Source organism: Desulfamplus magnetovallimortis (genome assembly GCF_900170035.1).
Classification (GTDB): Bacteria; Desulfobacterota; Desulfobacteria; order Desulfobacterales; family Desulfobacteraceae; genus Desulfamplus; species Desulfamplus magnetovallimortis.
In genome coordinates this window covers 310710-323169 of sequence record NZ_LT828542.1, presented here as the reverse complement: position 1 = coordinate 323169, position 12460 = coordinate 310710, and the positions used below count along the sequence as shown (strand labels likewise).

Here is a 12460-nt window from a genome sequence, read left to right as displayed (position 1 = left end):
GGTGCGGGAAAGACCACGACCATCAACATGCTGACCGGCCTGGCTCGACCTGACGCCGGAACCATTCACATCGGCGGCATCGACTGCACCCAAAAGCCCCGGGCCGCTCAACACCTGATCGGCGTGGTTCCCGATGAAAGCAATCTCTACCCGGAACTCTCCGGATATGACAACCTCTGCTTTTGTGCCGCTCTTTACGGCATGGGGAAAGCAGAGAGAGAGGCCAGGGCGACCCAATTGTTAGAGACCTTTGATCTGATAAAGGCTGCGGGACGCAAATTCGGCGGTTACTCCAAAGGGATGAAGCGGAAACTCACCATTGCCGCCGGAATCATCCACAGGCCGCAAATCCTGTTTTTAGATGAACCCACCACCGGCATTGATGTGGCCAGTGCCCGTCAGTTGCGCCAGTTGATAACCGATCTTCATCAAAAAGGAACCACAATTTTTCTCACCACCCATTACATTGAGGAGGCCGAACGGCTCTGTGACCGCATTGCGTTCATCCTGTCCGGTCGCATTGTAAGGATCGATTCCGTGGCACAGCTCATTCAACCCATCCGGGACAAACATGTGATGCAGATCTCCTGTGAAAACGGTGTAAATGGTCTTTCAGAAAGGCTTGCCGGGGAATACCCCGACCTGAATTTCTCGAGCCCGGAGACCGGGGTGATCCAGGTGGAGGCGGATGCACCGATCCGTGTCGGGCCGATGGTTCGTTTCCTCGAGGATCAAGGGGCAGAGGTGTCTGAAGCCAGAAAAATGAAACCAAGCCTTGAGGATGTTTTTATTCGGATCACCGGAATCGGTGCAGACGTCATGCGCAGGGAGAAAGAAAAATCGGGAGGAAAACAATGAAACTGGCAATCGCTTTCTGGAATATATTGATCAAGGATTTCCGCACCTACTATTTGAAGCCGCCGAACATCAGTTGGGGGCTGATGTTTCCCTTGGCGTGGACCGGCATGTTTTTCATCAAATCCGGCAAGGGGATGGAGAGTATTTCTTCGATACTCCCGGGAGTGATCGCCCTCTCCATCCTGTTCGGCACCACCTCCCTGCTGGCTGTGACCGTCACCTTCGAGAAGAAAAACCGATCCTTTGAGCGGTTGTTACTGGCTCCTATCCCCCTTGAACTGCTGATGCTGGCCAAGACCGGCGGGGCAATTATGTTCGGCGTGGTCAACGCTTTCGTCCCCGTCGTCATGGCGGCGTTCCTGGTGGAGATGAACCAGGTGAACTGGTCGATGTTTCTTCCTGCGGTTGTGCTGATCTCGGTGGCTTCGACCTTTCTCGGGCTGTTCATTGCGGTGGCGGTCAGCGAGGTGTTCGAGGCCCAGACCTTTTCCAATTTTTTCCGCTTTCCCATGATTTTTCTGTGCGGCCTTTTTTTCCCCATCAGTGCGCTGCCGGTTTTCTTGAAGCCCCTTGCCTACGCACTGCCCCTGACCTATGGCACGGACATGCTCCACGGTGCCATCCACGGGGGAAATATCCTCCCATTTTTCCTTGACCTTTCGATCCTTGCCGCATTCTGTATCGGTCTGTTTATGGTGAGCCTCTACAACATTAGAAGGCGCTGGATTGTCTGAGATGGATCAAGCAGGACAAGCTCTCGAAAACCCTATAGTGAACAGGGATCACGACAGAGCCGGTGTTCATTGAAATGTGGATAAATTGGAAGATGACATCCATAAGCAGGCCGGGCATGATACCAAACTGGAGTTTCGATGATGACAGGCAGTGAAGAGGAAAAGCTTAAGAAAACCTGCCAAATAAGGGAACAGATCAAAACCGCGTTTTCAAATTTCATCAAAGAAGCTGCATAATAGTCATTATATCGATTGTTATTAAGCATCTTAATTTTATTGAAATTTGCAAAATACCCCTTCCAATAAAATCAATGACTTATGGAAAATCGATATAATGTTTAATGAATGACATCCACGTCGCTGCTCACCGCCATGATTAAATAAAAAACGTCTGCAGTGACGAGATGTGTCAATTTTTTCAAGTGTAGTGTACTGTCAAGATTTAATTTTAGGGTTGTCTGCAACGTAGAGACAAGGCATGCCTTGTCTCTAAAATTAAACGAACCCTAATTATTAACTTTGACAATGCAGTAGGCTTGGGTTTACAGGACTGATTGCCTCAACTTCGGTCTCTCCTTACTAAGGTCAGAGATATTAAAAGTATCAAAATCAGAGATAACAATTAACATATATCTTCAGCAATTGAAACCGTCCTGTCCCCAAGCATATTCACATAACTTCCCATCTCATTGTCATACCACCCGTAAACAACTGTCTGGGTTACAGGCACATTAATTGTTGTGGTCAGAAGCGTTGATATGATGCTCTGATCAAGTCCTGGAACTGATGTTAGATCAATATTTACCTCTGCTGTTCTTGTGTGGGTTTCATGCCCTTCAATTGTTGCTGCTGCCCTAGGAGAGCCAATGATATCACCTGATACATTCTGCTTGTCTGTGTAGTGCAGATATCCCCTTGGATCATTTAAAGCTGCTTCCCTGTAAATGTTATTGATAAAATTTCTTCTTATCTGCTGACCCTGCATATCTTCCTGGAGGTTGAGTACAAGGATTACAAGGGAACCTGTTGTTGTGGGAATACGAACAGACTCTGCAATAAAGCCTATCTTTTCCATCTCCGGAATGACAAGGCGCAATGCTTTGGCAGCTCCTGTGGATGTGAGAATGATGTTGTTGAGAATGCTTCTGTTTTTTCTCAGATCACTTTTGCCGGAACCAGGCAGGCGGTCAAGTACCTGCTGCGAACCTGTGGCAGCGTGTATGGTGGCCATTGATGCTGAAAGAATTTTTTTCTGCCCAAGTACATCAAGAAGGGGCTTCATCATGTGGGCAAGGCAGTTGGTGGTGCATGATGCATTGGAGATAATGGAATGTTTTCTGGGATCATACATGTGATCATTTATCCCCATAACTGTTGTGACAGCGTCTTCGGGCATGGCACCTTTAAGTTCCATTCCCTTGTCCTTGAATTTGAAAGGTGCAGATGCAATCACTTTTTCAGCCCCTGCTTTAAGGTGGCCTCTTATGGAGCCTTTGGGGTCTTCAGCAGGAATGGTTGGGTCAAGAAACTGGCCTGTGGTCTCTACTACTATGGAAACCCCGTTATCTTTCCATTTAATATCAGCGGGATTTCGGTTTTTTCTCAAAAATCTGATAGGGACACCGTCTGCTTTCAGGGTTCCTTCAGCTTCGTTTATATCGCTTATGACAGGTGTTGCATTGTTCCCGTTAAGAAAAGCCTCAAGTCTTCCATAGGTTGAGTCTCTCTCCATGTAGTGGGCAATATCCTCCATGCCTTTTCCCACATCTCTTCCCAGGTTAATGACAATCTCGTCAAAGAATCGTCGGCCGATGTGATGCCAGGCTGTAAGCTTGCCTATTCGTCCAAAACCATTGATCCCGAGTTTGCTGTGGTTTCCTTCAAATTCCATGATTTTATCCTTATAGTTGGTCTGTCCCTGTTGGGTTAATAATGGGAATTTCTCCTTTAAATACACTTCCTTCATGTCCGTCAATACTTAAAAAGTCACCGGAAGAGAGTGTTACATTGTCGATCCGGCATTTTTTTTCAATTTCATTGCACAACATGTTACGATAGCCGACAACGCATGTCTTGTCTAACCTGTAGGCCACAATTGAAGCATGGGATGTCATGCCTCCACGGGCTGTTAAAAGACCGTCAGCAGCGTTGATTTCACGGATATCATCGGGTACAGTATCGTTTCTGACAAGGATAAGCTTAGTCTCCGGCTCAAGTTTTCGCCACCTTTGTATATCTTCAAGGGTGAATACCATTCTTCCGCTCATGGCACCACCGCTTACTCCAATGCCATTACCGAGATAGCGATCTGTACTAAGTGCTGCCGCCATTGTATCTGGTTCAAATGCAGGTCTTTTTTTGTGTTCTCTTATTCCAAGATCCCTTGTCTGAAGAATGTGGAGATCTTTATGTTCAGGTCCTTCAAATGTAAATTCAATCTCCTGTGGGCTCCATCCTCTTTTACCAACAAGTTCATCTGCCCACATCTGCAAACCTTTGTATATTTCAGGAAAATGGGTTTCAAGGGTGGTATCGGTGTTTCTCATCTCCCGTTCCTGCTGGGTTATTGATATGGGAAATGTATTTACAAGGCCGGCAACAACATCTTCACCCTGGCTGCCACGGGTAAAATCCCCCCACAGGCTTATCTGCTCCCTTGGAGAACGGGGGTCATGGGTCAGTACAACGCCTGTTCCAGAGTTGTAGGAGATATTGCCGAATACCATCTGCTGAACTGTAATGGAGGTACCCCAGTCTTCGGAAAGGCCTATGATACGGCGATATGCCATTGCCCTTGGGGAGTTCCATGAGTCAAAGACCATTTTAATGGCATTGAGAAGCTGGTTAAATGGGGTGGAGCTGATGGAAAAACCCTCATCAACAATTTTGCTTTTATATGCAAGGGCAACCATTTTCATCTGTTCACCTGTGAAATCTTTTTTATAAGGGATTTGCCACATCTCCTTATGCTGCTTCATTATCTCGTCAAAGGCATCCCTTTTAAGGCCCCTTGCCATGCCAAAACATTGCAGGAATCGTCGGTAGTTATCCCATGCAAGCCAGGGGTTTTGGGTCTGTTCTGCAAGTCCTTCTGCTATATCTTCGTTTATTCCTACATCAATAAATGTATCCATCATTCCGGGCTGGGAAATAACAGAGCCGCTTCGTACAGAAAGCAGAAGTGGATTTGATGGGTCTCCGAATTTTTTTCCTGTTGCCTGCTCCAGCTCATGAAGCTCATGTCTTATCTGTTCCCTGAAGTTGTACCTTGCAGGTTGATAGTAATCAATAAGCTCTCTATAACGAAAAGCCTCGGTTGTGATTATAAATCCAGGGGGCACCGGAAGTTTGCAACTGCACAGGGTGACAAGATTGTTTCCCTTGTTGCCAAGATCCATGGCTCCCATTATCCATGTCTTGGGGTTGTGAAGGGATGTGATAATTTTTTTTGGGTCATACATCAAAAGTTTCTGAAGATGTTCCTGGGGAAGCCCCTGGGCCTGTTGGTAAAGGGTATTCTGGATTTTAGTTAAAAAAGTATCTAACTGCTGCAATCCCAGTGATGTTGACATTCTGTCCCGAAAAAAGATCTCTGCCACCTGGTGCTGGATTTTGAACATCTCTTCATGTGGTATCTGCTGGTTGCTGCCTGATCTGCTTTTGGTCACTCTTTTTTTGACATTATCCAGTGTAGTTGTTCTGTCATCGGCATTTGGGGCTTCTCTTATGTCATAATCCAAAAAAGCTCTGGAGGTATCTTGTTGTAAATTTGTATCTTGCTGTGCATTTGTATGTATCTGATATTTGTCGAGAAGAGAATCCGGAGGCATACACTCCAGAACACGGTTAAGATTCTCCTGGTGGGTGGTATGAAAATAATCATTTATGATATTTTTGACAGCTTTATTAAATGCCTTGAAAATATCAAGATACTGGGTAAATGTAAATCCCTGTACCCCAAGGGAGTGGGTCAGAAGATCCATCTGGAATTCATATTCCGAAGATGATATCCCGTCAAGTTTCAATGCATTGTAGAACATAAGCAGTCGGTTTCTGATTTTATGTACAGTTACCTTGGTGATAATGGTCAGATCCAGCTCTTCAATAAGAGCCTCAAAAAGTGGATTTACAAGGGATTCCAGCCGGAATGTCAACCCCAGAGCATCAAATTTGGGTTCGTGGTAGCTACCGTAAAGAGAAGGGATATCTGTTGTAACATGCCGCTTTTTAAATATATCTTCCCTGGCTTCATGTTTTTTGTTCGACAGCAGCTCTTTTTTGAGAATAGAGAGGTAGTTAAGAAGTTTCTGGAGCTTCCATTTGATTTTAGAGTCAGGTTTTTCCTGTTCTGCAAGGGCATCCTTAAGCTCATCCATATGTGGAATATGGGCAGTGTTCACAAGTTCCAGATATTTGTTTATCTCGGTAAAAGCAGGTGAGTATTTCTGGTAAAGAAGTTTATACAGGGTAATAAGAAGCATCACTCGTCTGTGATCTGTTTCACTGGCCTCTTCCGATGGATTTTGATGTATAATATCATTAATATGACGGCCTGATGTATTAAGAAGGTCACCTGGGATTTCAAATCCATTCTTTTCAAGGTAACAAAGATCGCAATGAACACCTGTTATAAAATCACCACTTTTTGAAGTCCTCTCATTGGCATATGATTTTGTGATGGCTCTACCCAATGAATTTTTTGCCATGATACTGTCCATAGGATTTTCATGATCGGGGGGGAGTGGATTGCATTCATCAAGATTATTGTTTGTTATGGAATCATTTTTTGCGTCTTGCATTGTTTTTATCAGATCATCAGGTATATATGATTGGAGCACACTGATATCATTTTTGAGCCAGTAAATCAGAATCTTTTCTGTCATGGCAATGATACGGTTGCTGCTCTCCACGTGAATGCGTTTTCTGTAAAAATGGATAAGCAGATCTTTTCTGTGGCATATTTCATCAAGTTCTGTGGATGTGTCACGAATTGCCCCTTCTGCGCCGATTTCGTTGTAATATACCGGAAACAGGCGGGTCAGTTGTTTTACAAGGTTATAGACAGGTTCTATGGGGCTGTTCAGCAGACGGGTGATCTCACGTGGAAACAGGTCTGTATCCTTTATAAGCACTCCATAAAGAGTAAGATAGATTATAAGATGGGAGATGAGACTGGTTGAAAGGGGCGGGTTAAGGGAAATCAGATGCATCCATACCCTAAGATTTTTTATGTGGGCAGTGTTGTCCTTGAGTTGCCAGTCTCTGCCTACTGCGTGTACCGTGGGAATCTGGAATTTTGCATCAATTACACATTCAAGAAAAAAGTGTATAAGTGCACTGTCGCAGGTTTTATATACTCCTGTGCCCATGTTCAGAATTGAGTTCAGGGTAGTTTCTGGGAACTGTGCGGAGCGAAGGTTAAGTATTGTAAATGTTTTGCGGATTAGATGTTGAAGATATGGTGTGTTCTCAGCACCTATCAGCCATCTTAAAGTATTATTGATGTCCTGGAATGTTGCCATGTGAATCATGGAAAGTCCAGGTATATTGAGTGTGTAAAAAAGAAAGAGGACTTTCCAGTGATTGCCCTGACGGCTGGAGTTTCCTGCAGCAAGGAGTTTGGCAGGCATTGATTTATAAAGTTCAATTATATCATGGTTTTCAGGAAAACTGACAAGTTCACAAGTTACGGCAAAGGATTGGGGTTGTTGTTTTGCTGATTGTGGCTGTATAGACTTTGATTTTGACTGTCGTGACTCTGGTTGTGGCTGTAAAGACTTTGATTTTGGCTGTAAAGATTTTGATTTTGACCGCCGTGACTCTGGTTGTTGGAGAAAATTTTGTGATTGTGTTCGCAGAGTGTCTAACCGTGCTATTTCATTTTCTATTCTTTTGTGGGATAGAGGCGTAAACAGCTCCTTTACTTTGTCAGGAAGCTCACCTGCCTCTTCTGTCTCATGTTCAAACCACATGAGAGGGTCACTTTCAGAAAGCCAGCTTCTGTATGCTGTTTCATGATATCGCAATAAAAATCTGTTGATAGTTGTCAGGTTAATCTGTTGTTCAAGATTGAACAGCTTTATCTTTTTGAGAAGTTCCCTGACAATCCGGTTGATCCTATAGTAGCTTTTTGAAAAAAGAAGCAGAATTTTTTCATCTTCTATTTCCATCTCCTGAAAGGTCGCATTGATAACTGGTAGTATTTTTATAAGGCTTGGTCCTGAACGTCGAATTAGTTGCTGAAGAAAATTGAGGAACTGATCAACTGCCTCCTCCTGGACACTAACCATTTGAGATACCTGAGTCTGAACCTGCTGCTCTTCACTGGAAGTTTGCCTTATTGCATCATGGAATATAACAATAAAATGTTGCACAACTTCCTGGGCATCTGCATGGGAAAGTATAAGATGCAGATGGTCAAATGCATATTTGCGGATTTCGGATACAATGAAACCCCAATTACGCATTGGATTGCAAAGCTCTTTTAACAGGGAAGTAACCCCTTGCCTGAGACCCTGGTATGGAGCAAAAACAGACAAAATCACATGATATTTCTCTTCAATTTCAACATTGACCTTTGTCTGTTCAAGGTTTGCCTTAAGGGCCTTTGATCTGATTTCCATCATGTCTGCTCCAAACAGTCGCCTGGCTCAATGCATAAGCGCAATATATGTAGTTCTTCATATGGCACTTCTTTATCAAGTGCTTCAAAAACGGGGCTCAACATTTCTGTTCCAAGGGTTTTAAATTGATTGAAAACCTCTTCCTGTTTTGCAGAAGAGATGTTTGAAAGGGATATAAGGTCTTTTCTGTTCAGGATTTTGTTGCCCTCTTGCCGGTATTTGTAAAGGTGATTGAGAATTGTCTGCTGCTTTACATTATATTCTTCCATCAAATAATGGATGCTTTTACCATTGTTGTATGCCTCCCCCACAATGGTGTGGCGTTTGGGCTTAATAGATCCTCCAAAAGTGGATGGAAAACCTGATTCACTTGAAGTAAATCTTTTCTGTGCAGGTTGCGTAAGTTGAGTTGCAGCAAATCTTTTCTGTGCAGGTTGCGTAAGTTGAGTTGCAGCAAATCTTTTCTGTGCAGGTTGCGTAAGTTGAGTTGCAGTAAATCTCTCCTGTGCAGGTTGTATAATCTCCTTTAATCCATTTATCTTACAGTAATCAATTATGATTTGCAGAACAGTATTTCCGAATTTTTCAAGTTTTGTCTCTCCAATACCATGAATGGTCAAAAAACCCTCCCTTGAATGCGGACGCCATGTGGCAAGTTCTGTAAGGGTTTTGTCAGAGAAAATTACGTATGGGGGAACCCCCATATCATCGGCAAGTTCCTTTCTTTTTTTGCGAAGAAGTTCAAACAGGGTGGCGTCATAATCGGCTGGCTGTGAAGATATTGAAGATTTCTGGTAGATATTTCTGGAGTCCCTTGCTTCATTGCCAAGAGATTCTGCATCGGCAAAAACCTTTTCCTCTCCTTTAAATACACTCCAGGCTTTTGGCGTCAGTTTTAGACTTCCGTACTCAGTATCCTTTGTCATAAGTTCCATCTGAAGAAAAATTCTGGACATATAGTGCCACTGTTTTCTGGAATACTCCTTTCCAATACCGTATGTGGATAGTGAATCATGGCTGAACTTCAATATCTTTTTGTCCCTTGAGCCGTGTAGAACCCTTATAATATGAGCCTGCCCGAACATCTCTCCTGTCCTTTTTACGCATGAGAGAAATTTCTGGGCTGCAATGGAGATATCTATTTTTTTTCTGTTCTTTTTTTCTTTGCTTTCAATACAGATATCGCACATATTGCAGTGTTGCATGGGATAATTCTCACCAAAATATTTAAGTAGTGGAATTCGCCTGCACGAGAAGGATTCTGCATAGTGGATCATGTCATTCAGTTGACGGTTGGCAATTTGCTTTTCCTGTTCATTTTTATCGTTGAACAAAAATTTTACCGTGAAAATGACTATCATTTTTATGTTTGGGGGTGATTGATACGCAATCATGCCCGTTTACCTTAAAAATGTCTGCCGGTGAAAAGAGCAACAGGCATTTTGAGGGTAATCCATCTCTTCCTGCCCTGCCGATCTCTTGATAGTAGGTTTCAATATTTTTGGGAATGGAGTAATGAATTACAAACCGGATGTTAGATTTGTTAATACCCATGCCAAAAGCCACAGTGGCAACAATGATCTGGATATCATCCCTTGCAAAACTCTGTTGATTGCTCTGCCTCTGGAAGTTGTCAAGACCTGCATGGTAAGGTTGTGCTGAGATACCAGCGTTTTGAAGTCTGTTTGCAATTTCATCCACCTGTTTTCTTGTGGTGCAGTATATAATTCCGGCTCCCCCGTTAAAACTGCCGATAAAATCAAGTAGCTGATGGATGTTTGCCTCAATAGCAGAGGCTTTTTGTGTAACACTTAAATAAAGGTTTGGTCGATCAAAACTTGCAATAAACTCAGCAGAATTGACGGGATTAAAGCTGAGGCTCTCTTTTATATCCTGGCGCACCCTTGTTGTGGCAGTTGCGGTCAGAGCAATGCAGGGTGCATTAAAACGGAATCGAAAGTGTGCTATCTGGCGGTATTCCGGTCTGAAATCATGACCCCACTGTGAGATACAGTGAGCCTCATCAATTGCAAGGCAGGATATGGGTACAGTTGAAGTAAGCTCCTGTATTTCATATTTCTGAAAGGCTTCCGGAGCAATATAGAGCAGTTTCACAGTGCCGTTTTTCACATTGTGCAGATTGGCACGATAGGTCGCAGGATCTAAGGAGCTGTTCAGAATTGTTGCAGAAACTCCCGCTTCCCTGAGCTGATTTAGCTGATCCTGCATAAGAGATATAAGAGGGGAGATTACAAGGGTAATTCCAGGAAATATCATGGCCGGTATCTGATAACAGAGTGACTTGCCTCCACCTGTGGGCATGATGGCCAGTACATCCATTTTTTGCAGAACAGAGGAGATTATCTCTTCCTGCAGTGATATGAACTGATCATAACCAAATACTTTTTTAAGAATTTTTTTTGCTTGATTGATCATAGTTTGCGCTTTTGCTGCTTGTATTTCCGGTATTTTTACTGTTAACTGCAAGAAGCTTTATTTTTAGAGATAAAATGTTTATATGTCAAGGCAGTGGCTTCGCTATATGAATTGATGATACCTGACAACATCCTCATTAAAAGGCGTTCTGTTTTTATTGAATAACGTAGATGGCGGATTCACGCCACAATAGAAGAGATGAAAGTCGTTTTAAAAACAGGCTGTTATCGAGACTTTCATATAAAAAAATGACAAGGAGATAAGCATGTATGAAAATCGGAGGGAAGGGGTTAGCAGAGAAGTCAGCCATACGGACAGTTTTTCCAAACAAATATTGTCAGAGTTGGAAGTCCATGAGCAGGAGAAGGTTAAACAGACCGGATTATTGAAGCGATTTCTTTCCTGGATTTCAAAAGGTACACAAAATGCATCAAAATCAGGAATGCTTTGCACTTCATGAAATCCCAGGAAAAGATGATCTGTCAGTCTGACAGAGTAAATTTTTTATATTTTTGATCTTCAGAAAGAATATGGTACACAAGCCAATTTTCAACAATTTTCATTATTTCTGAATTGAGCTGCCGTATGCCGTTTTGAAAATCATCATGGATTTTTTTCAGCTTTACCTTAAAGGATATGTGTATTTGAGTGTGTTCTGCCAATTGCGGATACCCGATCTCTTTCATATATGCTTCTTCAAATGCAAAGTGTTTTTCCGCATAATCAAGCATTTCCTGTATTGCATTTATGCCAAGCTCTGAGATGGTATTCATGTCATTGCTCATCATTTTGTCATAGGCTGTATTAAATATTTTAATCCACTCTTTGTGCTGCCTGTCAATTTCAGGATATCCCACACTGAATTTTTCTGTCCATACTATTTGTGGCATAAATTCTCCTTTTAAACTATTGTCGCACAATACTATCGTCAGGTCGTTTTTCAGATTTGTTTTTATATTAAAATTAAGCTATTGTTTTTGTAAAATCAAGTTGTTTGAGAGTTTTTTTCGAGTGTATCGAAATGTTTTTCTGTAAATTTATAAAAAATAGGGGGAATAATGCCAAGGGTTCAACTGAGATATCCTGGTAATACTTTTTGTTCACATGAAATTATTGTCCGTCTCACGGATTTGAGTCAGGCAGCACATTTAGGTTTCGATCGTCTGGTAAGTATTATCCATGACTCAGCATCTGTTTTCTTGGATAATATAGGCATTGATATTACAGGCAGCAGGGAAATTCATATTATTTTTGCTGATCTTGCAGTTCAGTATCTTTCTGAGGCTTTTAGAGGTGATCGGCTGGTTATAGATATGGCCCTGGGTGAAATAGCGTCAAGGGGTATTGAAGTTTTTTTCAAGGTTGTCAACAAAACTCTTTCAAGAGAGGTTGCATTGGCAAAAATTGGTATGGTTTTTTTCGATTATGAGAACGGCTGTGCCATTAAGATACCTCATGATATTCTTGTAAAGCTTAATTATGCAAACTGCAATGATTAAAAAGTGCGTTCCCAATCAGAATTCTTTACCGTGGAAATAGATACAAATTTCTATATTCGGGGGTGCCTGAATGACGGCCATGACCGTTTACTGGCATAAGCCTTAATACTCTTTCAAACCTTGCAAATAATAGGTTTAATCCTACTGATGAACCCATTGAAAAATTCTGCCGATACTTTCAATGCACCCCAAATGATCTATAGTATTCCAGAGAATTAAATTGATAATGGAAAAGTCTAACTATCTGTTATTTGGATTAATTTTTTTGACCAAAAAATAAAATATTTTTCTGGAAAGCTATAATTGAAAT

10 protein-coding genes are annotated in these 12460 nt (G+C 42.3%); 5 read left to right on the top strand and 5 right to left on the bottom strand.

Annotation, left to right across the window (positions count from 1 at the left end; genetic code table 11):
• A partial coding sequence (locus tag MTBBW1_RS08065; protein ID WP_080801729.1) for an ABC transporter ATP-binding protein occupies positions 1-858 on the top strand: 858 nt, incomplete at its 5' end.
• On the top strand, positions 855-1592 hold the full coding sequence (locus MTBBW1_RS08060; RefSeq protein WP_080801727.1) for an ABC transporter permease: 738 nt from the start codon (positions 855-857) through the stop codon (positions 1590-1592). The genes MTBBW1_RS08065 and MTBBW1_RS08060, both read left to right, overlap by 4 nt.
• A gap of 622 nt (positions 1593-2214) precedes the next feature.
• Here the strand turns inward: MTBBW1_RS08060 and MTBBW1_RS08055 are convergent.
• Genes MTBBW1_RS08055 through MTBBW1_RS29040 form a run of 4 tightly spaced genes read right to left on the bottom strand, consistent with a single transcriptional unit; the run spans position 2215 to position 10651 of the window.
• Positions 2215-3483, bottom strand: coding sequence for a type I glyceraldehyde-3-phosphate dehydrogenase (locus MTBBW1_RS08055; RefSeq protein ID WP_080801724.1), 1269 nt, complete (start codon positions 3481-3483; stop codon positions 2215-2217).
• 10 nt (positions 3484-3493) lie between these two features.
• On the bottom strand, positions 3494-8218 hold the full coding sequence (locus tag MTBBW1_RS08050; RefSeq protein ID WP_080801722.1) for a PEP/pyruvate-binding domain-containing protein: 4725 nt from the start codon (positions 8216-8218) through the stop codon (positions 3494-3496).
• Entirely contained in the window at positions 8215-9549 is a 1335-nt protein-coding gene (locus MTBBW1_RS29045; RefSeq protein WP_222424013.1) for an RQC domain-containing protein, read from the bottom strand. The genes MTBBW1_RS08050 and MTBBW1_RS29045 overlap by 4 nt, the downstream gene beginning before the upstream one ends.
• Positions 9536-10651: a RecQ family ATP-dependent DNA helicase gene (locus MTBBW1_RS29040; protein ID WP_222424012.1), complete on the bottom strand. Its 1116-nt coding sequence runs from the start codon at positions 10649-10651 to the stop codon at positions 9536-9538. The genes MTBBW1_RS29045 and MTBBW1_RS29040 overlap by 14 nt, the downstream gene beginning before the upstream one ends.
• A gap of 265 nt (positions 10652-10916) precedes the next feature.
• Between MTBBW1_RS29040 and MTBBW1_RS08040 the strand changes: the two genes are divergently transcribed.
• Positions 10917-11111 (top strand): hypothetical protein, encoded by a 195-nt coding sequence (locus tag MTBBW1_RS08040; protein ID WP_080801716.1) that lies wholly within the window; start codon positions 10917-10919, stop codon positions 11109-11111.
• 22 nt (positions 11112-11133) lie between these two features.
• Here the strand turns inward: MTBBW1_RS08040 and MTBBW1_RS08035 are convergent, their stop codons facing one another.
• Positions 11134-11541 (bottom strand): bacteriohemerythrin, encoded by a 408-nt coding sequence (locus tag MTBBW1_RS08035; protein WP_080801714.1) that lies wholly within the window; start codon positions 11539-11541, stop codon positions 11134-11136.
• 168 nt (positions 11542-11709) lie between these two features.
• Between MTBBW1_RS08035 and MTBBW1_RS08030 the strand changes: the two genes are divergently transcribed.
• Entirely contained in the window at positions 11710-12150 is a 441-nt protein-coding gene (locus MTBBW1_RS08030) for an acyl-CoA thioesterase (protein WP_080801712.1), read from the top strand.
• Positions 12151-12245: 95 nt separating this feature from the next.
• A complete protein-coding gene (locus MTBBW1_RS30325) occupies positions 12246-12353 on the top strand; it encodes a helix-turn-helix domain-containing protein (protein ID WP_080802081.1) in 108 nt (35 codons plus the stop codon).
• Positions 12354-12460 lie beyond the last annotated feature (107 nt).

What these genes read in the sequence shown, in the direction of transcription:
- MTBBW1_RS08055 (WP_080801724.1), bottom strand. Translation starts at nt 3,483, where the DNA reads ATGGAATTTGAAGGAAACCACAGCAAACTCGGGATCAATGGTTTTGGA.
- MTBBW1_RS29040 (WP_222424012.1), bottom strand. Translation starts at nt 10,651, where the DNA reads ATGATCAATCAAGCAAAAAAAATTCTTAAAAAAGTATTTGGTTATGAT.
- MTBBW1_RS08035 (WP_080801714.1), bottom strand. Translation starts at nt 11,541, where the DNA reads ATGCCACAAATAGTATGGACAGAAAAATTCAGTGTGGGATATCCTGAA.
- MTBBW1_RS08030 (WP_080801712.1), top strand. Translation starts at nt 11,710, where the DNA reads ATGCCAAGGGTTCAACTGAGATATCCTGGTAATACTTTTTGTTCACAT.
- MTBBW1_RS08060 (WP_080801727.1), top strand. Translation starts at nt 855, where the DNA reads ATGAAACTGGCAATCGCTTTCTGGAATATATTGATCAAGGATTTCCGC.
- MTBBW1_RS08040 (WP_080801716.1), top strand. Translation starts at nt 10,917, where the DNA reads ATGTATGAAAATCGGAGGGAAGGGGTTAGCAGAGAAGTCAGCCATACG.
- MTBBW1_RS08050 (WP_080801722.1), bottom strand. Translation starts at nt 8,218, where the DNA reads ATGATGGAAATCAGATCAAAGGCCCTTAAGGCAAACCTTGAACAGACA.